Raw genomic sequence first — 21,706 nt, forward strand, 5'->3', positions numbered from 1 at the left:
CCTTATGGTGACATATGAGCCCCGCTCCCCTGAAGTCCGACGAAATGGACGCCGCGTTTTCCGCGCTCGCGAACGAGCAGCGGCGGCGAATCCTCGACATCCTCAAGAAGGAGCCGGGCTGCAACGTGAACCGCGTTTGCGAGTTCTTCGACATCGGGCGCATCGCGGTCATGAAGCACCTCGCGGTGCTCGAGGGGGCGAATCTCGTCATTTCGGAGAAGGTGGGGCGAGAACGGCAGCTGTGGTTCAACCCCGTGCCCATCCACATGATCTACGACCGCTGGACCACGGAGTTCAGCGACTACTGGGCGGGGCGGCTTGCGCGCATGAAGTACCGGCTCGAGAACGCCCCGGTGCCGTTGGCGAGAGCGAAGGGAGGCGCACGTGGCTGATACCGGCAAGGCGATTTTCCGCATCGTGATCGCGGGCACCATGGAGGCGATCTTCCACGAGCTCACCAAGACGGACGAGCCGCAGGGCGCGGTGTTCAATTCCATGCTCACGCTCGATGCGCCCGGCCTGGTTCGCGGCCGCAAGATGCAGATGCGCACGGGAAGCGGCAGGCATGCCATGGTGATCGGTGAAGTGGTCGACCACCAGGCGCCCACGCGTTTTTCCCACACGCACCGCTTCACGCAGCATGGCGACCCCGCCTGCACCGTGGTCTACGACCTGAAGAAGGTCGACGGCGGCGTCGAGGTCACCCTCACCGTCGAGAACATCCCCATCGGCACCAAGACCGAAACCGAGATGCGCCGCGGCGGCGACTTCATCCTCAAGAACCTCAAGGCGATCGTCGAGACCGGCCGCCCGCCCCTGGGCACGCGTCTCATGTACGCGATGTTCGGCGCGCTCGAGTTCGTCCTGCCCGCCCGGACCAGGTCCGAAAACTGGCCCCTGAAATGACCGGGGACGGGTATTGGGGTCGCCCGGTTCTCCGGAACCGGTCCGCAGAGCGGTCCGCGCAAATGAGATGCCGCATGAAGCACGTACTGGCAACCCTCTTCGTCGCCTTCCTTCCCCTGGCGGCGGCCGCCCAGGACCGTACCCTCGTCAAGGTCGTCACCGTGAGGGCGCCCGTCGATGAGGTGTGGAAAGCGTGGACGACCACGGAAGGCATCAAGTCCTTCTTCGCTCCCGACGCGCGCATCGAGGCGCGGCCGGGCGGGCCCTTCGAGGTGTACATGAATCCGTACGCCAAACCCGGCCTCAAGGGCGCCGACGGCATGGTGGTGCTGGCAGTCCAGGAAAAGTCGATGCTCTCGTTCACCTGGAACGCGCCGCCGCACCTGCCCGACGTCCGCGCCCAGCACACCAGCGTGACCGTCCGCCTGAAACCCGCGGGCGATGGCGCAACCGAGGTGCGGCTCACGCACAGCGGCTGGGGCGAGGGCGGGCAGTGGGACAAGGCCTACGAATACTTCGACGTCGCGTGGGGCCGGGTGTTCGCCAACCTCGAGAAGCGGTTTGTCGAAGGTCCCGTGGACTGGTCGTCATGGCTCAAGCAGGTGAAGGACTACCAGGATACCGAGGACGCCAAGGCGGGCGCCGGGAAAAAGCCCTGATGTGTCAGGCACTTTTAGCGTATAGTGCCGTCCAGCGGTGATTCAGTCTGTTCAGCAGTAACTTCAGTACCGCCGGGAATCCGGCGCCACTACTCAGTTCCCGTCTGGTCAACCTGTGTCGCTTGCGGTACGCGGGCTCGCCCGCATTTTTCTCAATCTGTATATAGGACACACAACATGGCAATCGGAACGGTCAAGTGGTTCAACGACTCCAAGGGCTTCGGCTTCATTACCCCTGAAGGCGGCGGCGAGGATCTCTTCGCGCACTTCTCGGAAATCCAGGCCGCGGGCTTCAAGACGCTGAAGGAAAACCAGCGCGTCGAGTTCGAAGTCAAGATGGGCCCCAAGGGCAAGCAGGCCACGGCGATCAAGCCGCTGTAAGCCGCACCATCAGCAGCACGTGGAAACGGCAGCCCTCGGGCTGCCGTTTTTCTTTTCAGGATTCCGTGGCACAGCAGCGGTCAACGCCCCTTCTTCGTCGCACCCTTCACGCCAGCCATCTCCGCGCGATAGGCCTCGAGCCCCGCCCGGCCTGCCTTGCCCATCGCCTCGAGCGTGTCCTTCCAGTTCCTGCGGCGCTCCCGCAGCGCCTCGACGATCGACTCCGCGATGACGAGGTTGCGGTACCACTTTGCGTTAGCCGGCACGATCGTCCAGGGCGCATGCTTCGCCGCCGTCTTCGAGATGGCGTCCTCGTAGGCTTCCGTGTACTCGTCCCAGTGGTCGCGCTCCTTCCAGTCGTTGGGATTCAACTTCCAGGCATTGCCCGGCGACACCTCGCGCTCGAGGAGGCGCGCCTCCTGCTCCTCCTTCGTGATGTGCAGGAAGTACTTGAGGACGATGGTGCCGTGCTCCGCCAGCAGCTCCTCGAAATCGGCGATGTGGCCGTAGTGCTCCTTCCAGAGAGACTTCGGCGCGAGGCCGTGCACGCGCACGACCAGCACGTCCTCGTAGTGCGAGCGGTTGAAGATGGCGAAGTCGCCCAGCCGCGGGGCATGGCGGTGCACGCGCCACAGGAAGTCGTGCTGCCGCTCCTCGGGCGTGGGAACGCCGAACGAGGTGACGATCATGCCGCGCGGGTTGAGGCAGCCGACCACGTGCTTGATCGAGCCGTCCTTGCCGGCGCCGTCGCGCCCCTGCAGCACGACCAGAACGCTGTTCACCTTGGCCCCGTACATCGCGTCCTGGAGGGCGAAGAGCTCCTCCCTCAGCGGGGCGAATCGCTTCTCGGCTCCTTCGCGGGTGATGCCTTTCGGCGGATCGGCCGGGATGCGATCAAGGCGGATTGCCTGGCCGGGTTTGTCGAAAACAGTCTGCGACATGGTCCTCTCCTTCGGCCTCGTCATTCGAAAGTCCGCCGCTCGCCTGCGGTGCGTCCCCGTCCCTGACGAGGCGATGCATCGCCTCGTGTCCTAATCCGCGAATCCCCCGACGGCCTTGAGCGAGCCCTGCAGCACTCGGCCCGTGCGCGCACGCGCCCCGCGGTAGCCCTCCAGCTCCGTCGGCGACACGTTCACGAACGACACCTTGTCGCCACGACCCTTCCCCTTCACCTTGAGGCTGCCGGACACGGCCCGCACGCCCAGGAGCGCCTCGCCTTCGTGCAGGCGCATGAGGATCACGCCCTTGCCGCCGCCCGAGAGCTGGTTCACCTCCGCCAGCGGGAAGACGAGGAGTCGGCCTTCGCCGGAAAGCGTCGCAACTTCCGTCACCTTCCCGCGAATCGTTTCCGGTGCCAGGCACCGCTCGCCCTCGCCCACGTTCATGAACGCCTTGCCCGCTCTTTGCCGGGTGACAAGGTCCTTCAACTGGCAGAGCAATCCCGTGCCGCCGCTGGAGGAGAAGAGGAGTTGCGTCTCGGGGTCGCCCGCCAGCACGCCCACGATGCGCGCGCCGGCGAGATCCACGAGGGAAGTCGCGGGAACGCCATCGCCCTTGCCACCCGGGAGATCCAGCGCGCGAACGCTGAAAGTCCGGCCATTGGTGGCCACCAGCACGATGGGGTGAACGGTCCGCGTCTCGATCACGGCAAGCGGCCCGTCGCCTTCCTTCCACGAGAGCGTCGTGGCATCGATGCCGTGCCCCGTGCGCGTGCGCAGGAACCCGTTGCGCGAGCAGATCACCGTGATCGGCTCATCCGTCAGCGTCTCGACGGGAGCAGCTGCCGCGCGCTCGGCCATCTCGATCATCGTGCGGCGCTTGTCGCCGAAGCGCTCGCCGTCGGCCGTCACTTCCTTCACCGCCAGCTTGCGGCGCGCGCCTTCGCTCGCGAGCAGCTTCTCGAGCTCGCCCTGCTCCGCCTTGAGCTCCTTGATCTCGCGCTCGATCCTGATGCCCTCGAGCTTCGCGAGCTGGCGAAGGCGGATCTCGAGGATGTCCTCGGCCTGGCGCTCGCTCAGCTTGAACTTCGCCATCAGCGCCGGCCGCGGCTCGTCGGCGTTGCGGATCACCTTGATGACCTGGTCGATGTTGAGGAAGGCGATCATCCGCCCATCCAGGATGTGCAGCCGGTCGAGCACCTCGCCCTGCCGGTGCCGCAAGCGCCGCTCCAGCGCCTCCAGCCGGAAGGCGGCCCACTCGCGGATCCAGTGCGCGAGGCCCGCCTGCTTCGGCTTTCCTTCCCGATCGATCGCCACCAGGTTCATGGACGCGTTCGCTTCGAGCGAGGTGTGCGCGAGCAGCAGGTTCATCAGCTCCTCGGGCGCGATACGCGAGGTGCGCGGCTCGAAGAGAAGGCGCACGGGATGCTCGCGGTCCGAATCGTCGCGCGCCGTTTCCAGCACGCCGAGCACGGCGGACTTGAGCGCCAGCACCTCGGCCGACACCGTCTTCTTGCCCGCACGGGGCTTCGGGTTCGTGAGTTCCTCGATCTCCGCGAGCACCCTGGCGGCATTGGTGCCCGGCGGCATCTCGGTCACCGCGACGCGGTACTGCCCGCGCGCCAGCTTCTCCACCGTCCAGCGCGCGCGCACGCGAACGCTGCCACGCCCCGTCCCGTAGGCCCGGGCGATCTCCTCGGGCGGGGAGATGATCTGCCCGCCGCCGGGGAAGTCCGGGCCGGGAACGGACGCGAGGATCTCCGCATCCGTCGCCTTCACGCTCTTGAGCGCCGCGACGCACGCCCCGACCACTTCGCCCATGTTGTGCGGCGGGATCTCGGTGGCCATCCCCACGGCAATGCCGGATGCACCATTGAGGACCGCGATCGGCAGGCGCGCAGGCAGCAGCCGCGGCTCCTGCAGCGACCCGTCATAGGTCGGGATGAAATCGACGGTGCCGCGGTCCAGCTCCGCCAGGAGGATCTCCTCCGCGAACGCCGTGAGCCTGACTTCCGTGTAGCGCATGGCCGCCGCGCCATCGCCATCGCGCGAGCCGAAGTTGCCCTGCCCCTGGATCAGCGGATAGCGCAGCGTGAAATCCTGCGCCATGCGCACCGCCGCCTCGTACACCGCCGAGTCGCCATGCGGATGGAATTTCCCGATCACGTCGCCCACGATGCGCGCGGACTTCTTGAACGGCGAGTCGTGCCGGTTGCCCAGCTCGCGCATCGCATACAGGATGCGCCGCTGCACCGGCTTCTGGCCGTCCTCGATGGCCGGCAGCGCACGCCCCTTCACCACGCTCATCGCATAGGCAAGGTAGGCGCCCTCCGCGAAGGCGGCCAGCGGCACGCCACCGTCCGGGGGCGGAGCTGGCGGCCGCGGCGGTGAAGGCGGTGAAGGCGGCGACGGCGGATTGATCGCGAACAGGTCAGGTGTCTTCGTATCAAGCATGGTGTTTCCGGATGTTATGAACGACAGCGCTTATCGAAGCCACTGCAGGAAAAAAAAGTGGAAGGTGTTCTTTTTTCTTTTCTGGCCGAATGAGATTGCAGTCGAAGTCGAAGCGGTGGGCACTTCGACATGGGCTCGGACAACGATGCCCGAAGCACCTTGACTCGGCCAGAAAAGAAAAAAAGCACCTTCCACTTTTGTTTTCCTGCATCCTTGCGCGGGTCCGCTCCCTGCAGCCTCGCCTCCGCGTCCCGCAGCATCTCCTTCGCTCCCCGCAACATTGCCCCCGCTTCTCGCATCATCGGCTTGCCGAAGCCACTAGATGTCCGCCTCGACGAGGTTGCCGCGCTCTTCCAGCCAGCTGCGCCTGGACGCGGCCTCGCCTTTCCCCATGAGCAGCGTGAAGACCCTGTGCGTGTCGGCCAGGACCTGCGTCGATACGGTCAGCGGCAGCAACCGCCGCGTGTCCGGGCTCATGGTCGTCTCACGCAACTCCTCGGGATTCATCTCGCCCAGGCCCTTGAATCGCCCGACATGGACGGCGCTCTCGCGCACCTTCTCGTCCTCGAGCTTGAGGAGAATCGCGTCGCGCTCCGCCTCGTCCAGCGCGTACAGGCGCCGCTCGGGGCGGGACTTGCCCTGCGCATCGACCTTCACGCAGTAAAGCGGCGGCTGCGCCACGAAGATGTGCCCGTTGGCCAGCAGCCCCGGGAAGTGCCGGAAGAAGAGCGCCAGCAGCAGCGTCTGGATGTGCGAGCCGTCCACGTCCGCGTCGGCCATGATGATCACCTTGCCGTAGCGAAGGCCGGCGAGCGCCTTGGCGGCCTCCGGGATGGCGTGCGGCTCGATGCCGAGGGCGACCGCGATGTCGTGCACTTCGTTATTGGCGTAGATCTGGGTGGGATCGACCTCGAAGGTGTTGAGGATCTTGCCGCGCAGGGGAAGGATCGCCTGGAAGTGCCGGTCGCGTCCCTGGCGCGCCGAGCCGCCGGCGGAGTCGCCCTCGACGAGGAAGAGCTCGTTGCGGGCGATCTCCTCGCTCTCGCAGTCGGTGAGCTTGCCGGGAAGGACCGCAACACCGGAGCCGCGGCGCTTTTCGGTCGCCTTGCCGGCCTTCTGGCGCGCGACCGCCGCGCGGATCGCCAGCTCGGCGATCTTCTTGCCCGCTTCGACGTGCTGGTTCAACCATGCGTCCAGCGGGTCCTTGAGGCGGGAAGCCACGAGCTTCACCGCGTCGCGCGAATTGAGCTTTGCCTTCGTCTGCCCCTGGAACTGCGGGTCGAGCATGCGCGTGGAAAGCACGAAGCGCAGGTGCTTCCACACGTCTTCCGTCTGCAGCGTCACGCCACGCGTGAGCAGCTCGTGGTGCAGGCAGAATTCGCGGATGGAGTCGAAGACGCCGGACTTGAGGCCCGACTCGTGCGTGCCGCCCTCGACGGTGGGAATCAGGTTCACGTAGGACTCGCCGCCCCCGCCGCTTTCGCACCAGGCCAGCGCCCACGCAGCCCCCTCGCCTTGCGCGAATTGCGGGTCACCCTCGCCGCAGTACGACTCGCCCACGATCACGGGGCTGGCCACCCCCTCCTCGCCCGCGAGGCTTTCCTGGAGATAGGCGGCCATGCCACCCTCGTATTTCCATTCGACCGTGTCGCCCGTCGCCTCGTCGGTGAGGCGCATCGCGAGGCCGGGCAGCAGCACCGCCTTGGCGCGCAGCAGGTGCTCGAGCTCGGCGCGCTTGATCCTGTCGCTGTCGAAATACCTGGCATCGGGCCAGGCACGCACCCAGGTGCCGGTCTGCTTCGACGCAGTCGTGCCCGTCTTCCTGAGCTTGTCCACGAGGAAGCCATCCTCGAAGGCAAGCGCCCAGGCGACGCCATCGCGCTTCACGCGCACTTCGAGGCGCTTCGACAGCGCATTGGTGACGGAGACACCCACGCCGTGCAGGCCGCCGGAGAACGCGTAGGCGCTGCCGCCCGTCTTCTTGTCGAACTTGCCGCCGGCGTGCAGGCGCGTGAACACCACCTCGACCGTGGGCACCTTCTCCTCGGGGTGCGGGCCCACGGGGATGCCGCGGCCGTCGTCCTCGACGCTCACGGAGCGATCGGCGTGCAGCGTGACGGTAATCATCGTGGCCGCGCCGGCCAGCGCCTCGTCGGCGGCGTTATCGACGACTTCCTGGATGATGTGCAGCGGCGTGTCGGTCCGGGTGTACATCCCCGGGCGTTCCTTGACCGGCTCGAGGCCTTTCAGGACGCGGATGGATCGTTCGTCGTATCGGGAGGAGGTCATGCGTGGGGGGCGTTCGGTGAATCCGGCATTTTAAGCGGTCGCGCCTGCCTGTGCGAACCTGCGGTGGCGGACACGGCGTCTGACACCCGACAAGCGGTTGGCCTCGCTGCGGAAGCACAGACGGGGTAATCTCCCGCGGGCGGGTCCACTCCATTGAAGCGCTCCCTGAGCGGCCCCTCGCAACTCCGATACGAAAGGAAATGCCCATGAATACCCGCCTCGGGTGCGCGATCGCCCTCGCCTGCCTTCCTCTGGCCCTGTCCTTCCCGTCCGCCGCGCAGGAGACCGTGCGCCTGAACGGCGCCGCAAGCGCCGTTGACAACCTCGTCACGCCCAACAAGGCCGCCGTCGAGAAGGCGACCGGCTATGTCCTTGTGGTGGACAAGAGCAACGCCGGGAAGGGCCTTATCGACCTGGTCGATGGCAAGTGCGACGCAGCGCTCGCCGCCGCGGACCTCGAGACCACCGTCGCCGCCGCCAAGGCGGGCGGACGCGTGGTGGACGCCACGAAGCTGCAGATGGTCGCCATCAAGAGCGACCAGATCGTGTTCGTCGTGAACCCGGCCAATGCGGTGCGCAGCCTCACGCACGCGCAGATCCGCGACATCCACACGGGCAGGATCGCCAACTGGAAGGAAGTTGGCGGCGCCGACCTCGCGATCCTGGTCGTCACCGATACCGCTTCCAGCGCCACGCGCGGCCTCATCCGGCAGGCGGTGCTGAAAGGCGCGGACTACGTCGCCATGGCCAAGGCCGTCCCGGTGGACAGGATCAGCGACGAGGTGGCCGCGGCGCCCGGCGCGATCGGCGGGCTGGGGGCCGGCTTCGTGAAGCCCGGGGCCGTCGCGGTGGTGGTGACCGACAAGGTCGAACGGCCGCTGGGGCTCGTGACGATCGGCGCGCCGAGCGAGAAGGTGGCCCGCGTCATCGCGGCGCTGAAGGCCCAGGTCGCGCGCTGAACTTCGGTTAGGGAGAAACAGGGTCAGCGTACTTTGCACAATTCTTGCACAAAGTACGCTGACCCTGTTTCTCCCTAACGCTGGACGTCCACGATCTTGACCTTCACCTTGCGTTCCCTGCGTTCGCGGATCACGGTCAGTTCGGCCACGGTGCCGATGCCGGCGCGGTCGAGTTCAGCGGCGAAGATGCCCATCGCCTCCACGGGATGTCCGTTCACCGCGATGATCACGTCGCCCACCTCTCCGGTGCGGCGGTCGACGGCCACGAGGCCGGCGTCGGAGGCGGGAGAGCCGCGCATCACCTCCGCAACCACCACGCCGGTGATTCCCGCCCGCGCGGCGATCACGGGATCCACGGCGCGAATGCCGATCCCGGGCAGCGACGCCTTTCCGCGCGCGATGAGTTGCGGAACGATGCGGTTCACGAGGTCCACGGGAATGGCCAGGCCAACACCCGCCGAGGCGCCCGAAATCGACCGGATGGCGGAGTTCACGCCGACGAGGCGCCCGGCGCTGTCGAGCAACGGCCCACCCGAGTTGCCCGGATTGATGGCCGCATCCGTCTGGATCGCCCCGGCGATCTCGCGAAACTCCGAGGTGGGCAGGTGACGGTCCAGCGCGCTCACGATGCCGGTGGTAAGCGTGCGCGAAAGACCGAAGGGGTTTCCGATGGCGTACACCGTCTGCCCGATGCGCAGATCGCGCGATGTTCCCAGCGGGATGGGCTTCAGGTACTTCGGGGGCGTGGCGAGCTTGACCACGGCGAGGTCGTAGTCCTCCGCAAAACCGACGACTTTCGCCTCCATGGGCTTGCCGGCATCCAGGCTCACCGCGACGCTTCGCGCGCCGGCCAGGACGTGGAAATTGGTGACGATGTGGCCTTCCGTGTCCCACACGAAACCGCTGCCCGCCCCCTGCGCGACGCCGGCCGAGAAGAGCCCGTTGCGCTCGAGGCGCTCGGTGGTGATGTAGGCGACGGAGGGCGCCGTCGCCTCGAAGAGGTTCGCGAGCGCCAGCTCATGAGGCTGCAGGGGGCCACGGGGCGTCACCGCGCGGGGCTCCGGCGCCCCGCCCTTCTGCGCCCACGGCGACAAGGCGGCAGCGGCCGACATCACGGCAGCGGCGAAGAGCAGGGATTTCTTCATGGAGGACATGATCGGAGTATGGACCCCGGAAGGTCGTGACTGTTCACGCCGGCATCAAGGCCGGTCAATCGAGCGGCGTGGACTCGAAGGCCGGCAGCGCCTCAAGCTGCGCGGAAAACCTCACGAGCGACGGATATTTCCAGGCCGGCACGAGGTCCGCGTTGTAGTACTGCCCGAATCGCCAGGCCACCGCGGTGGCGATGTCGGCGGCGTTGGGACCCGCGCCCTGCAGCCACGGGTCGGCCCTGCCCACGGCATCCTCCAGCACCGTGAAGGCGGAAAGCGCCTGCCCGAGGACACGCTCGTGCCACGGCTCGTGCCGCTTGTCGGTGGGGCGCTGCTCGTGCTCGTAAACGAGGCTGACGCACTTGTCGCAGGCCGCCAGCGCGAACCCCGTGAGCCGGAGCGCCTCGCGCCTCGCATCGCCCGCGAGCGGCATGAGCCGCTTCTCCGGCGGCACCAGGCCCTCGAGGTAATCGAGGATGAGCGTCGAGTCCATGAGCGCCACCCCGTCGTCGCAGATGAGCGTGGGCGCCTTCACAACCGGGTTCAGCTCGCGGAAGCGCTCGAAGTCCCGGAACACGGAGACAGACTGATGCTCGAACGCGATGCCCATGAGTTTCAGGGAGATCGCCACGCGGCGGACATACGGAGAGTCGAGCATGCCGATGAGCTTCATGGCGGCCTTTCGTCGATGAAGACGGCATTCTGCCGCAAATTGCGCGGCGCGAAATCGCGCCCTAGCGGCGGGCGCGCAGGCGGCGCAGGCGCTTGCGGATGCCTTCGAGCATGGCGATGCTCTGCTGGAGTTCCTCCTCGACCGTGGCGATCGAGCGTTCCAGCGCAGTGCATTCCACCGTGATCCTGCGCACATCCAAGGGATCGCGCGCGTTCTCGGACCGGTGCTCGAGGTCGTTCAGTTGCAGCCGAAGGTGGTCAAGATTCATGTCGCGGGCTCCGCCCGCTTATTGTCGCCCTGTCCGAGCCTGTCCTCTTGCGCCAGCGCAACGACTGCGCTCGACGTCCCGCGACCTGCGCCGCTCCCGCTTCAATACCGAGCACTGCCCGGCGTGCGCGGGAACGGGATCACGTCGCGCACGTTGGCCAGGCCGGTCACGTACGCGACGGTGCGCTCGAACCCCAGGCCGAAGCCCGCGTGCGGCACCGTGCCGTAGCGGCGCAGGTCGCGGTACCAGCCATAGGCGGCCGGGTCGAGTCCGGTGGCGGTGATCCGCTGGTCGAGCACGTCGAGCCGCTCCTCGCGCTGGCTGCCGCCGATGATCTCGCCGATGCCCGGGGCCAGCACGTCCATGGCCGCGACCGTGCGCCCGTCCTCGTTCAGGCGCATGTAGAACGCCTTGATCTCCTTCGGGTAGTTCATGAGGACCACGGGCCTGCCGACGTGCTTCTCGGCGAGGAAGCGCTCGTGCTCGCTCTGCAGGTCCATCCCCCACTTCACGGGAAACTCGAACTTCTGCTTCGTGCCCTCGAGCACCTTGACGGCCTCGGTGTAGTCCATGCGCTCGAAATCGGCGCTGACCATCGATTCGAGCTTGGCGATGACGCCCTTCTCGATCCTCTCCTCGAAGAAGGCCATGTCGTCGGGGCGCTCCTCGAGCACTGCCCGGAAGATGGCCTTGAGGAGGGCTTCGGCGAGCGTTGCGTCGTCGGCGAGGTCTGCGAAGGCGATCTCCGGCTCGATCATCCAGAATTCCGCCAGGTGGCGGCTGGTGTTGGAGTTTTCCGCGCGGAACGTCGGGCCGAACGTGTAGACCTTGGAGAGCGCCATGCAATAGCTCTCCACGTTCAACTGCCCCGATACGGTCAGGAACGCCTCGCGGCCGAAGAAGTCCTTCGTGAAGTCGACCTTGCCCGAGGCGTCGCGCGGGGGGTTCGCGGCATCCAGGGTGGAGACGCGGAAGAGCTCGCCCGCCCCCTCTGCATCGCTCGCCGTGATGATGGGAGTGTTGACCCACACGAAACCCTGCTCGTGGAAAAAGCGGTGGATCGCCATCGCGAGCGTGTGGCGCACGCGCGTGCACGCTCCGATCACGTTGGTGCGCGGGCGCAGGTGCGCCACTTCGCGCAGGAACTCCATCGTGTGCGCCTTCGGCTGGATGGGATAGGTGTCGGGATCGTCCACGCGGCCGATCACCTTCACTTGCTCCGCCTGCATCTCGAAGGGCTGTCCCTTGGCGGGCGAAGGAACGATGGTGCCGACGGCCTCGATCGCGCAGCCCGCCGTCAGGTGCACGACCTCGGTGGCATAGTTGGCCAGCGTGTTGGTCGCCACGATCTGCACCGGATGGAAGCACGATCCGTCGGAGAGGTGGACGAACGACAGGCCCGCCTTGGAATCGCGGCGGGTACGCACCCAGCCGCGCAGCATCACGGGCTCGCCGGCGGGCGCGGTGCCGGCTAGGATGGACTTGCAGGAAAGGACGTTCATGGCAATCCCGGGACTTTTGGAAAATGGGGACAGACCCCTTTTCCCGAAAAGGGGTCTGTCCCCATTTTCAGGTGGGTGCGGTGATGATGTTCTCGCCTCGCTCGAACACCACCTGCGCCCGGCCGACGATGAGCGGGTCGAGCGCGCCGATGACTTCGGGGCTCTTGGTGGTGTAGGTGAGCTTGTGCAGCAGGTAACGCAAGGCGCTCGTTCGGGCGCGCTTCTTGCAATCGCTCTTGATCACGATCCACGGGGCGTCGGTCGTGTCCGAGTGGAAGAACATCGCCTCTTTCGCCTGCGTGTACTCGTCCCACTTGTCGAGCGATGCCTTGTCGATGGGCGAGAGCTTCCACTGCTTGAGCGGGTGCACCTCGCGCTCCTTGAAGCGGCGGCGCTGCTCGCGGCGGCTCACGGAGAACCAGAACTTGAACAGGTGGATGCCCTGGCGGACGAGCATGCGCTCGAATTCCGGCGCCTGGCGCATGAATTCCTGGTATTCGGCATCGGTGCAAAAGCCCATGACGCGCTCAACACCCGCGCGGTTGTACCAGCTCCTGTCGAAGAGGACGATCTCGCCCGCGGTGGGCAGGTGCTCCACGTAGCGCTGGAAGTACCACTGGCCGCGCTCCTCCACCGTGGGCTTCTCCAGCGCCACCACGCGCGCGCCGCGGGGGTTCAGGTGCTCCATGAAGCGCTTGATGGTTCCCCCTTTGCCGGCGGCGTCACGCCCCTCGAAGATCACGACGACGCGCTGGCCGGTGTCCTTCACCCACGCCTGAAGCTTGAGTAGCTCCACCTGCAGGCGGTACTTCTGCCGCTCGTAGCTCTTGCGGGAAAGGAGGTTCTTGTAGGGATAGCCCCCCTCTTGCCAGGTGTCCGCGAGCTCGCGGTCGGCATGCCGGCGCGCCAGGGTGTCCAAACCCTTCTGCTGCTCCAGCACGGAGCGCAGGATCCGGGCCGCGTCGCCCGGAGTCACGCCCTCGAGCAGGTCGCGGATGGCGCCGGCCGTCACCTCGTCCGCGGCCTCGCCCGCCTGTTCGATCGCGTACTCCTCGATGGCGCCGGGCTCCAGCACCGGCGCGGTATCGCCCGCTTCCGCGCGGCGCACGGCATCCTTCGGGACGATCCGCCCCGCGCTTCTCGTCGCGGGCTTCGAGATCCTCTTTGCAGCGGGCTTCGAGATCCTCTTTGCAGCGGGCTTCGAGATCCTCTTTGCAGCGGGTTTCGCGACGGGCTTCGAGACTCCCTTCGCAGCAGGTTTCGCGACGGGCTTCGAGATACCCTTTGCGAGGGGCTTCGCGACGGGCTTCGGGCCCGCGTTCGCCGGGGGCGTCGAGATCGCTTTCCGAACGAGCTTTCCGGCCGCAGGACGCCGGGGCTTGCGGCGGACGGTGACGCGGCGGGTGGACGACATCAGGACACTCCTCGAAAAATGCGGGCCGATGAATTCCGTATAGCACGCACGACCTGGCGGCCTCTGATTCCCGTCAAAGCGACGGTGCCCGTACGCCCGTGCGCTCGTCGAACCTGGCCGTCACCGGCCCGCGCCCCGAGTAGCGGTCGAGCAGGACATAGATGACGGGCGTGATGTAGAGCGTCACGGCCTGCGAAAGCAGCAGCCCGCCCACCACCGCCAGGCCGAGGGGCTGGCGCAGCTCCGCGCCGGCGCCCAGGCCGAGCGCGATCGGGATCGCGCCCATGAGCGCCGCCGAGGTCGTCATCATGATCGGCCGGAAGCGCAGCAGGCACGCCTCGCGGATCGCCTGCGCGGGCGCCATCCCCTGGTTGCGCTGCGCGTCGAGCGCGAAGTCGATCATCATGATCGCGTTCTTCTTCACGATGCCGATCAGCATCAGGATGCCGATCATGGCGATGATCGACAGATCCATGCCGAACGCCCACAACGTGATGAGCGCGCCCACCGCGGCCGATGGCAGCCCCGCCAGGATCGTGATCGGGTGGATGTAGCTCTCGTAGAGCACGCCCAGCAGCACGTAGATGGCGAGCAGCGCGGTCACGATCAGCCAGATCTGGCTCGCCTGCGACGCCTGGAAGGCGGCCGCGTCCCCGCCCCAGTTGGTGAGCACGGACGAGGGCAGCGCCGCCTCCCGCGCGAAGCGCTCGACCTTCCTCGACGCTTCGCCAAGCGATGCGCCCGGCGCAAGGTTGAAGGAAACCGTGATCGCCTGGAGCTGCCCCTGGTGGTTGATCGAAACCGGTCCCACGCTTCGCTCCACGCTCGCAATCGAGCTGAGGGGCACGAGCGCCCCGCCCTTGGCGCGCAGGTAGATCTTGGAGAACGCGCTCTCGTCACGCCTGTCCGGGTCGCCCGCCTGCAGGATCACCTGGTAGGCGTCGGTCGCGGTGTAGATCGTCGAGACCTGGCGTTCGCCGAACGCGGAGTAGAGCGCGTTGCGGATGTCCTGGATCTGCACGCCCAGGGTGTTCGCCTTGTCGCGGTCGATGGTGAGCTGCGCCTGCAGGCCGCGAAGCTGCGAGTCGCTCGTCACGTCGCGATAGACCGGGTCGGCGCGCATGAGCCCCATGAGGCGGGTGGCGCCATCCTGCAGCCCGCGATCGTCCACGCTCTTCAGGACGAACTGGTAGCGGGCCTTGCTGATGCGTCCGCCCAGCCGCAGGTTCTGCAGGGGCGTGAAATAGACGCTCACGCCGGGGATGCGGCGCACGTCACGGCGAAGCTCCTCGAGCACCTTGTCCATCTTCCCCCGCTCGCCGCGGGGCTTGAGGTTGAGGAACAGCCGCCCGGCGTTCGAATTCGAGGCGTTCACGATCACCGTTTCCACCGCGGGGTTGTCGCCGATGGTCTTGCCCACCTTCTGCAGCAGCTCCGACATCGCCGGGAAGGAGATGTCCTCCACCGCCTCGGCGGTGACGATGACCTGCCCGAGGTCCTCGGTCGGAAAGAAGCCCTTCGGGATGGCGACGAAGAGCACGATGGTCGCCGCAAGCGAACCGAATGCCACCGCCACCACCATCGACCGGTGACTCAGGCACCAGTCGAGGCTGCGCCCGTAGCGCTCCAGCGTCCAGCGGAAGATGGCCTCGAACCACGCCGTCCAGCGAAGCACCGGGTCGTCCTCGCGGAAGCGGTGCAGGAAGCGCGAGCCCAGCAGCGGGATGAGCGTGAGCGATACCCCCGCGGAGACGAGGATCGCGAGCGACACCACCACCGCGAACTCGTGGAAGAGCCCGCCGATCACGCCGGGCATGAAGAAGATCGGGATGAACACCGCCACGAGCGACAGCGAGATCGAGACGATGGTGAAGCCCATCTCCTTCGAGCCCTTGAGCGCTGCCCACATCGGTGCCTCGCCCGCCTCCACGTGGCGAACGATGTTCTCCAGCATCACGATCGCGTCGTCAACCACGAGGCCGACCGCCAGCGTGATGCCCAGCAGCGACACGTTGTCCAGCGTGTAGCCCAGCGCCTTCATGAGCGCGATGGTCCCCAGGAGCGAGATGGGAAGCGAGAGCGCCGGGATGATCGTCGCCGTCGGGTGGCGCAGGAAGAGGAAGATCACCATCACCACGAGCCCGATGGTGATGGCGAGCGTCACCTTCACGTCATGGATGGCCGCGCGGATGGGGATCGACCGGTCGTTTCGCACCTCGAGCCGCACCGAGCCGGGCATCTGCGCGATGAGCGCGGGGATGGTCGCGCGGATCCTGTCCACCGTCGTCACCGTGTTCGCGTCCGGCTGGCGCTGGATGGAAAGCGTGATGGCGCGCGCGCCGTTGGCCCAGCTCGCCGTCTTGATCGATTCCACGCTGTCCTCGACGTCGGCCACGTCCTCCAGGCGCACGGTCTGGCCGCCGGGCAGGTTCGCCACGATGAGACGCGCGAACTGCGCCGCCGTCGTCATCTGGCGGTTGGCCTGGATGGTGAGGGTCTGGCGCGGGCCATCGAGCGTGCCCACGGGCGTGTTCGCGTTGGCCGTGCGAAGCGCGGTGGCGATGTCGTCGAGCGTGAGGCCGCGAGAGGCCAGTGCGTCCGGCCGGGCGCGCACCCGGACGGCGAAGCGCTTCTGCCCGTTGATGTTCACCTGCGCCACCCCGGGCAGCGTCGAGAGCGTGGGCGAAATGAGGTTCTCGGCGAAGCTGTTCAGCTCCGAGAGCGCCATCGCCGGGGAAGTGAGCGTGACGAAGAGGATAGGTGCGTCCGCCGGGTTCACCTTGCGGTACGACGGCGGGTTGGTCATCTCGACGGGCAGCGAGCGCGCCGCCCGCAGGAGCGCGGCCTGCACGTCCACCGCCGCCTTGTCGATGTCTCGCTCCTGGTCGAACTCGAGCGTGATCTGCGTGTTGCCGAGCGTCGAGGAAGAGGTGATCACGTTCACGTCCGAGATCGTGGCGAACTGCTTCTCGAGCGCAGTCGCGACCGACGAGGCCATGTTCTCGGGGCTCGCGCCCGGCAGGTTGGCGCTCACCGAGATGGTCGGCGTGTCGAATTGCGGCAACGCCGCAATCGGGATGTCGCCATAGGCGATGAGGCCCGCCACCACGAACGAGGCCGACAGGAGCACCGTCATCACCGGTCGCCGGATGAAGGGCTCGGAGAAGTTCACGACGGCGCCTTCGAGGCGGCCTTGCCCTGGCCCTCTGCCTTGCCCTGGCTCTCTGCCTTGCCCCGGCCCTCTGCCTTGTCTTCGGCCTTGCCGGACTTCGACTCGGGCAGGGAAACGAGGCTGCCGGCGCCCAGATTCTGCGCACCTTCCAGGACCACCTTTGTGCCGGGCTCGACGCCGGTCACCGCCGCAATCCCCGAATCGAGATACTCGACCAGCACCGGCCGCAGGGTCACCCTGCTGTCATCGCCCACCACGAAGACGAACCGGTTCTCCGGCCCCGTCTGCACAGCCTGCACCGGCACGACGCGGGCCATCTCCAGCGTGCGCGGCGCCACCGACACGTTCACGTACATGCCGGGCCACAGGCGGTTCGCGCGGTTGTCGAACTCCGCCTTCACCCGGATCGTGCCGGTGGAAGTGTCCACGGCGTTGTCGACGAAGTTCACGCGCCCCGTGAGCACCTGCCCGCTCCCGTCCGGCGTGGCCGCGACCGAAACCGCGCCCGCGGCGAGCGCGCGCTGCAGGCCTGGAAGCTCCTTCTCCGGCAGCGTGAACGCGACCTGGATCGGGTCGATCTGGGTCACGGTCACGAGCACCGTCCCGTTGGGCTGCACGAGGCTGCCCGGGCGCACGCCGATGGCGCCGGTGCGCCCGGCGAAGCTCGCGCGGATCTGCGTGTTGCCGATCGCCACTTTTGCCGACTCGACCGCCGCCATATCCACCGCAAGCTGCCCCTTGAGCGAATCCACCTGGTTCTGCGCCGTGTCGAGCGCCGACTGGGAGATGAATTTCTGCTCGAAGAGCTGGCGCTGGCGCTCCAGCGTGCGCTGCGCGTTCGCGAGGTCGGCGCGGTCCTTTTCCACCTGCGCCTCGGCCTTCTTCAGGTTCGCCTCCTCGGCGCGCGAATCGAGCGAGACGAGGAGCTCGCCGCGGGCCACCGTCTGGCCCTCGCGGATGTGCACTTCGCGCACGGTGCTCGTGATCTGCGCGCGGATGTCCACCGACTGGATGGCCACGACGGTGCCGTTCGCGATCAGCCGCACCGGCACGTCGCGCCGCTCGACCGTCGCCACGGTCACGGGCACGGCGGCGGCCCCGGCCTTGGCTGCGGCCCGCGGCGAGCCGCCCTGCCGCGAAAGCCACCAGCCGCCAAGCGCCGCGAGGAGCGCTAGCGCGACGACAGCAGCGAACGCGCGGCGGCGCATCAGCAAACGGCCGCGATGATCATCGCGGTGGCAACGGTCACCTTCTTCGCGTAAGGCACGTGCAGGAATTCGTTGGGCCCGTGCGCGTTCGATTTCGGGCCCAGCACGCCGGTGACCAGCATCTGCGCGTTCGGGAACCTGATGCCCAGCATGCCCATGAAGGGGATGGTGCCGCCCTCGCCCATGTAGGCGGCGGGCCGGCCGAAGTTGGCCTGGGAGGCGGCATCGAGCGCGGCCGACAGCCAGGGCGCGAGCGACGGCGCATTCCAGCCCGTCCCCGCGGAACTGCAATCGAAGGTGACGCGTGCGTTGCAGGGCGGATCCGCTTCCAGCGCCTGCTTGAGGGTTCTGCCCGCATTCGGGGCATCGATCAGCGGCGGCAGGCGAAGCGAGAGCTTGAGGGTCGTGAACGGGCGGTGCACGTTGCCGGCGGAATTCGCGGGCGGCAGTCCGTCGGCGCCGGTGACCGAGAGCGCCGCGCGCCACGTGCGATTGAGGACCAACTCCACGGGGTCCTTCGTCACCGGCTCGGCGAAGATCGAGGCCGTGCCCTGGTCGTCGCAGCACGAGGCCCAGGGAAAGCGCTTCCACATCGACTCGCCCAGGATCGCGGCCGCGAGCTTCGCCTGCTCGAGGCGGTCGGCGGGAATGTCGCAATTGAACGCATCGGGCAACACCGCGCCCGTGCGCGAATCGTCGATGCGATCGAGTATCCGCCGCGCGATGCGGAACGAGGACGGCACCACGCCACCGGCGTCGCCGGAATGCACGCCTTCCTCCAGGATCTTCACCTCGAGCGTGCCGTTCACGAGACCCCGGAGCGAGGTGGTGACCCAGAGCTGCTCGTAGTTGCCCGCGCCCGAATCCAGGGCGATGACGAGCTGCACGTCGCCCATGCGGGGTGCGAGCAGGTCGAGGTAGGCGGGCAAATCGTAGCTGCCGCTCTCCTCGCAGGTCTCGATGAGCCCCACGCAGCGCGGGCGCGCGACCCCCTCGGCATCGAGCGCCATCACGGCGCAGAGCGCCGCGAAGACTGCATAGCCGTCGTCCGCGCCGCCGCGGCCGTAGAGCTTGCCGTCCTCGATGACGGGCTGCCACGGTCCCAGCCCTTCGCGCCAGCCCGTCATTTCCGGCTGCTTGTCGAGATGGCCGTAGAAGAGAACCGAACGGTCGGCTGGAAGGCCCCCCGTGGCCGGAATGTCGAAATAGAGCACCGGGGTGCGGCCCTCGATGCGCACGATCTCGAGCGCAAGGCCGCGGACTCCCTGCGCCTGGATCCACTTCTGCGCCAGGCGGATCGCCGTCTCGAGGTGGCCGTTTTTCGCCCAGTCGGCGTCGAAATGCGGGCTCTTGGCGGGAATGCGGATGTAGTCCACCAGTTGCGGGACGATGTCGGCATCCCACTGCCTTTCGATGCGCTCCGCGAGCGGGGCGGCGGCGACGGCAGGGATGTTGAGGCGGGCGGCCATGGGGTCTTTCCTCGATGGGTAACCTCTAATTCTACTGCGCCCTCCCCGGGCCGCGTAAAATGGAGCCTTCCCTCCCCTTTCGAGTCCCTGCCCCATGAAACTCACCGACCTGCACAAGAACGAGGGCCTCAAGATAGACGGCGAGACGCGCCGCGGCGGCATTCCCGACCGCTATGGCCGCGGCTCCGCCGTGGTTCCGGATCGCAAGGAGCAGCGCAAGCTCGACGCCGCCGCGGGCCTCGTGCCCTTTGCGTGCAAGCTGCATGGCGACCTCGTGAAGGAACTGCAGGCGCGCGCACAGGCTTCCGGCTCGGACCTGAACGAGACCGTCGCCGACGTGCTCAAGAAGGGGCTGGCCGCGAAGAAGTAGGCGCGGCCCTCGTGGCGCTCAAGGCGACCATCTTCAAGGTGGAACTCACGGTTTCCGACATGGACCGCGGGCACTTCGAGACGCACCAGCTCAGGCTTGCGCGCCACCCGTCCGAGACGGACGAACGCATGATGGTGAGGCTCCTCGCGTTTGCGCTGAATGCCGACGAGCGCCTGTCGTTCGGGCGCGGCCTGTCGAGCGAGGGCGAAGCGGATCTTTGCCTCACCGACCTCACCGGCGCCATCGACCTGTGGATCGACGTGGGGCTGCCCGAGGAGCGCGAGATCCGCAAGGCGTCCGGCCGCGCCTCCCGGGTGGCGGTCTACAGCTATGGCACCGGGTCGGAGTTGTGGTGGAAGCAGAACGCGCCAGCGATGGAGCGGCTTGCCAACGTGGCCGTGATCGACCTCCCGGTCGAGACGAGCCGTGCGATGGCGGCACGGGCATCGCGGAACATGAAGCTGCAGTGCACCATCCAGGACGGCCACGTCTGGCTCGCGGACGACGAGGTGTCGCTCACGATCGAGCCGGTGGTGCGCAAGGCCGCGTGAGGCTATTGCGTCACGCCCTCCTCGCGCTTGCGGCCGTGCTGGCCGCCGCGTGCGGCTCTTCCGTGCCGAAGCTCCCGAAGCTCGATTCCACGGCCGTGGTGCTCGCCTTCGGCGACAGCCTCACGTTCGGAACGGGGGCAACGACGCAGCAGGCGTACCCCGCGGCGCTCGCCCGCCTCATTACGCGCCAGGTCGTGGCGGCAGGCGTGCCCGGCGAGACCTCCGAGGAAGGGCTGCGCCGCCTTCCGGGAGTGCTGGAGGAAGTCAAGCCGCAACTCCTGGTGCTGTGCCACGGCGGCAACGACTTCCTGCGCAAGACGGGCGAGGAGGCCGCCGCGAACAACGTGCGCGCGATGATCCGCCTGGCGCAAGGCCAGGGCATTGCCGTGATGCTCATTGCCACGCCCAAGCCCGGCTTCGGGACCTCGAAGGTGCAGTTCTACGAGGAAATCGGCAAGGAGTTCGCCATCCCCGTGGAGGCCGATGTGCTCGCCGATGTGCTGGGCTCCCGGTCGCTCAAGAGCGACCTCGTGCATCCCAATGCCGACGGATATGCGCAGGTCGCGCAGGCTGTCGCGAAGATGCTCACGAAGGCCGGCGCGATCTAGCCGGTGCGGCCCCGGCAGCGCCGGGAATGCCATGCGCGTGTGCGCGACGACACGCCGAGGTCAGTAGAACTCGACCCTTTCGAAGCCGGCGGCCATGAGCACCTTGCCGATCACCTCGCGTGCCCGCGCTTCGGCTTCCTTGTGGATGCCGCTGGCGTGCGCGGCGGTCAGGATCGCCTCGCGCGCCATTCGCCGCGCTTCGGTTTCGAGATCCTTGTCGGGTCGAACAAAAAAGCCGGTTCTCCGGTCGTACACGAAGGTCTGCTTTTCATCCAGGTAGGCATCCGTGACCGCCGTCTTCGGAAGGTGCAGGGAGATGCCCGTGCCGCTGACGCGAACGTCTTGCGCGGTCACCTTGCCCAGATCGATTCCGGCCTTCACCACGCCCTGCCCCACCAGCAGGATCTTGTCCCTGCCGAAAGTCTTCTCGATCTCGTGGGTAACGACTTTCGACATCACGTACTTGATGGTCGCCAACTCCGACAGCGCCTGCACCTGCTTCAGTATCACCGGGGGGTCGGGTTCGCGCTTCCCGGAGGGGCCGCCGATCCAGAGTCCCGCGACGAACGTCACGGCCAATATTCCGAGACCAGCCAACACTCGCAGCGCTTTTGCGGTCATGGGGGCGCTCCAGTCATGGGGGCAACGACGCAGGCCGGGTGACTATATAGCGCCTGGCCACGCGGCGAGCGTTCGCAGCGGTACCCGGTCCGCGCTGCCTGGCACCGCAAGGT

Annotated in this window: 20 protein-coding genes; 8 read left to right on the forward strand and 12 right to left on the reverse strand. The window is 67.3% G+C overall.

The genetic code is table 11. The annotated features are described in order from the left end of the window. Nucleotides 1–14: 14 nt before the first annotated feature. The 4 genes from IPP91_05965 to IPP91_05980 all read left to right on the forward strand — a co-directional run bounded on the left by IPP91_05965 (nt 15) and on the right by IPP91_05980 (nt 1,946). Nucleotides 15–392 carry a helix-turn-helix transcriptional regulator gene (locus IPP91_05965; protein ID MBL0141609.1) on the forward strand — a complete coding sequence of 126 codons (378 nt, stop codon included), beginning with the start codon at nt 15–17 and terminating at the stop codon, nt 390–392. Continuing rightward, entirely contained in the window at nt 385–906 is a 522-nt protein-coding gene (locus IPP91_05970; GenBank protein MBL0141610.1) for an SRPBCC domain-containing protein, read from the forward strand. The genes IPP91_05965 and IPP91_05970 overlap by 8 nt, the downstream gene beginning before the upstream one ends. A gap of 74 nt (nt 907–980) precedes the next feature. After that, a complete protein-coding gene (locus tag IPP91_05975) occupies nt 981–1,565 on the forward strand; it encodes an SRPBCC domain-containing protein (protein MBL0141611.1) in 585 nt (194 codons plus the stop codon). Nucleotides 1,566–1,742: 177 nt separating this feature from the next. Continuing rightward, nucleotides 1,743–1,946 carry a cold-shock protein gene (locus IPP91_05980; GenBank protein ID MBL0141612.1) on the forward strand — a complete coding sequence of 68 codons (204 nt, stop codon included), beginning with the start codon at nt 1,743–1,745 and terminating at the stop codon, nt 1,944–1,946. An 80-nt stretch (nt 1,947–2,026) separates the two neighbouring features. Here IPP91_05980 and IPP91_05985 read toward each other — a convergent pair whose 3' ends face one another. The 3 genes from IPP91_05985 to IPP91_05995 form a co-directional block, all read right to left on the reverse strand. Further along, nucleotides 2,027–2,887 carry a polyphosphate kinase 2 family protein gene (locus IPP91_05985; GenBank protein ID MBL0141613.1) on the reverse strand — a complete coding sequence of 287 codons (861 nt, stop codon included), beginning with the start codon at nt 2,885–2,887 and terminating at the stop codon, nt 2,027–2,029. Between the two features lie 90 nt (nt 2,888–2,977). Then, entirely contained in the window at nt 2,978–5,338 is a 2,361-nt protein-coding gene (gene parC, locus IPP91_05990; protein MBL0141614.1) for a DNA topoisomerase IV subunit A, read from the reverse strand. Nucleotides 5,339–5,656: 318 nt separating this feature from the next. Then, nucleotides 5,657–7,627, reverse strand: coding sequence for a type IIA DNA topoisomerase subunit B (locus IPP91_05995; protein ID MBL0141615.1), 1,971 nt, complete (start codon nt 7,625–7,627; stop codon nt 5,657–5,659). Nucleotides 7,628–7,833: 206 nt separating this feature from the next. On the opposite strand from IPP91_05995, the gene IPP91_06000 reads away from it, so the two are divergent. After that, nucleotides 7,834–8,586: a substrate-binding domain-containing protein gene (locus tag IPP91_06000; GenBank protein ID MBL0141616.1), complete on the forward strand. Its 753-nt coding sequence runs from the start codon at nt 7,834–7,836 to the stop codon at nt 8,584–8,586. A 74-nt stretch (nt 8,587–8,660) separates the two neighbouring features. On the opposite strand, the gene IPP91_06005 is transcribed toward IPP91_06000, so the two are convergent. The 8 genes from IPP91_06005 to IPP91_06040 form a co-directional block, all read right to left on the reverse strand. Further along, complete coding sequence (locus IPP91_06005) at nt 8,661–9,740, reverse strand: trypsin-like peptidase domain-containing protein (GenBank protein ID MBL0141617.1); 1,080 nt, start codon at nt 9,738–9,740, stop codon at nt 8,661–8,663. Nucleotides 9,741–9,795: 55 nt separating this feature from the next. Continuing rightward, the gene (locus IPP91_06010; protein ID MBL0141618.1) at nt 9,796–10,410 is read right to left on the reverse strand and encodes a glutathione S-transferase family protein; all 615 of its coding nucleotides are present in this window, start codon (nt 10,408–10,410) and stop codon (nt 9,796–9,798) included. 61 nt (nt 10,411–10,471) lie between these two features. Beyond that, nucleotides 10,472–10,678, reverse strand: coding sequence for a hypothetical protein (locus tag IPP91_06015; GenBank protein MBL0141619.1), 207 nt, complete (start codon nt 10,676–10,678; stop codon nt 10,472–10,474). Nucleotides 10,679–10,779: 101 nt separating this feature from the next. After that, the gene (asnS, locus tag IPP91_06020) at nt 10,780–12,180 is read right to left on the reverse strand and encodes an asparagine--tRNA ligase (GenBank protein ID MBL0141620.1); all 1,401 of its coding nucleotides are present in this window, start codon (nt 12,178–12,180) and stop codon (nt 10,780–10,782) included. Between the two features lie 67 nt (nt 12,181–12,247). Continuing rightward, on the reverse strand, nt 12,248–13,363 hold the full coding sequence (ppk2, locus tag IPP91_06025; protein ID MBL0141621.1) for a polyphosphate kinase 2: 1,116 nt from the start codon (nt 13,361–13,363) through the stop codon (nt 12,248–12,250). Nucleotides 13,364–13,667: 304 nt separating this feature from the next. Next, nucleotides 13,668–16,766 carry an efflux RND transporter permease subunit gene (locus tag IPP91_06030; GenBank protein ID MBL0141622.1) on the reverse strand — a complete coding sequence of 1,033 codons (3,099 nt, stop codon included), beginning with the start codon at nt 16,764–16,766 and terminating at the stop codon, nt 13,668–13,670. Continuing rightward, the gene (locus IPP91_06035; GenBank protein MBL0141623.1) at nt 16,763–17,974 is read right to left on the reverse strand and encodes an efflux RND transporter periplasmic adaptor subunit; all 1,212 of its coding nucleotides are present in this window, start codon (nt 17,972–17,974) and stop codon (nt 16,763–16,765) included. Before IPP91_06035 ends, IPP91_06030 begins: the two co-directional genes overlap by 4 nt. Continuing rightward, entirely contained in the window at nt 17,974–19,443 is a 1,470-nt protein-coding gene (locus tag IPP91_06040; GenBank protein ID MBL0141624.1) for a M20 family metallopeptidase, read from the reverse strand. Before IPP91_06040 ends, IPP91_06035 begins: the two co-directional genes overlap by 1 nt. A gap of 94 nt (nt 19,444–19,537) precedes the next feature. Between IPP91_06040 and IPP91_06045 the strand changes: the two genes are divergently transcribed. The 3 genes from IPP91_06045 to IPP91_06055 are packed head-to-tail and all read left to right on the forward strand — an operon-like array spanning nt 19,538 to nt 20,972. Next, entirely contained in the window at nt 19,538–19,813 is a 276-nt protein-coding gene (locus tag IPP91_06045) for a hypothetical protein (GenBank protein MBL0141625.1), read from the forward strand. An 11-nt stretch (nt 19,814–19,824) separates the two neighbouring features. Beyond that, nucleotides 19,825–20,364, forward strand: a complete 540-nt coding sequence (locus IPP91_06050) for a YaeQ family protein (GenBank protein MBL0141626.1) — start codon at nt 19,825–19,827, stop codon at nt 20,362–20,364. A 5-nt stretch (nt 20,365–20,369) separates the two neighbouring features. Then, the gene (locus tag IPP91_06055) at nt 20,370–20,972 is read left to right on the forward strand and encodes an arylesterase (protein ID MBL0141627.1); all 603 of its coding nucleotides are present in this window, start codon (nt 20,370–20,372) and stop codon (nt 20,970–20,972) included. 60 nt (nt 20,973–21,032) lie between these two features. On the opposite strand, the gene IPP91_06060 is transcribed toward IPP91_06055, so the two are convergent. Beyond that, complete coding sequence (locus IPP91_06060; protein ID MBL0141628.1) at nt 21,033–21,545, reverse strand: DUF4230 domain-containing protein; 513 nt, start codon at nt 21,543–21,545, stop codon at nt 21,033–21,035. Nucleotides 21,546–21,706: the final 161 nt, after the last annotated feature.

The sequence above is a fragment of the Betaproteobacteria bacterium genome (assembly GCA_016720855.1).
Classification (GTDB): Bacteria; Pseudomonadota; Gammaproteobacteria; order Burkholderiales; family Usitatibacteraceae; genus FEB-7.

Excerpts from the sequence above, each read along its gene's own strand:
- IPP91_05965 (MBL0141609.1), top strand. The coding sequence starts at position 15 with ATGAGCCCCGCTCCCCTGAAGTCCGACGAAATGGACGCCGCGTTTTCC.
- IPP91_05975 (MBL0141611.1), top strand. The coding sequence starts at position 981 with ATGAAGCACGTACTGGCAACCCTCTTCGTCGCCTTCCTTCCCCTGGCG.
- IPP91_05980 (MBL0141612.1), top strand. The coding sequence starts at position 1,743 with ATGGCAATCGGAACGGTCAAGTGGTTCAACGACTCCAAGGGCTTCGGC.
- IPP91_05985 (MBL0141613.1), bottom strand. The coding sequence starts at position 2,887 with ATGTCGCAGACTGTTTTCGACAAACCCGGCCAGGCAATCCGCCTTGAT.
- parC (MBL0141614.1), bottom strand. The coding sequence starts at position 5,338 with ATGCTTGATACGAAGACACCTGACCTGTTCGCGATCAATCCGCCGTCG.
- IPP91_05995 (MBL0141615.1), bottom strand. The coding sequence starts at position 7,627 with ATGACCTCCTCCCGATACGACGAACGATCCATCCGCGTCCTGAAAGGC.
- IPP91_06000 (MBL0141616.1), top strand. The coding sequence starts at position 7,834 with ATGAATACCCGCCTCGGGTGCGCGATCGCCCTCGCCTGCCTTCCTCTG.
- IPP91_06005 (MBL0141617.1), bottom strand. The coding sequence starts at position 9,740 with ATGTCCTCCATGAAGAAATCCCTGCTCTTCGCCGCTGCCGTGATGTCG.
- IPP91_06010 (MBL0141618.1), bottom strand. The coding sequence starts at position 10,410 with ATGAAGCTCATCGGCATGCTCGACTCTCCGTATGTCCGCCGCGTGGCG.
- IPP91_06015 (MBL0141619.1), bottom strand. The coding sequence starts at position 10,678 with ATGAATCTTGACCACCTTCGGCTGCAACTGAACGACCTCGAGCACCGG.
- asnS (MBL0141620.1), bottom strand. The coding sequence starts at position 12,180 with ATGAACGTCCTTTCCTGCAAGTCCATCCTAGCCGGCACCGCGCCCGCC.
- IPP91_06035 (MBL0141623.1), bottom strand. The coding sequence starts at position 17,974 with ATGCGCCGCCGCGCGTTCGCTGCTGTCGTCGCGCTAGCGCTCCTCGCG.
- IPP91_06040 (MBL0141624.1), bottom strand. The coding sequence starts at position 19,443 with ATGGCCGCCCGCCTCAACATCCCTGCCGTCGCCGCCGCCCCGCTCGCG.
- IPP91_06045 (MBL0141625.1), top strand. The coding sequence starts at position 19,538 with ATGAAACTCACCGACCTGCACAAGAACGAGGGCCTCAAGATAGACGGC.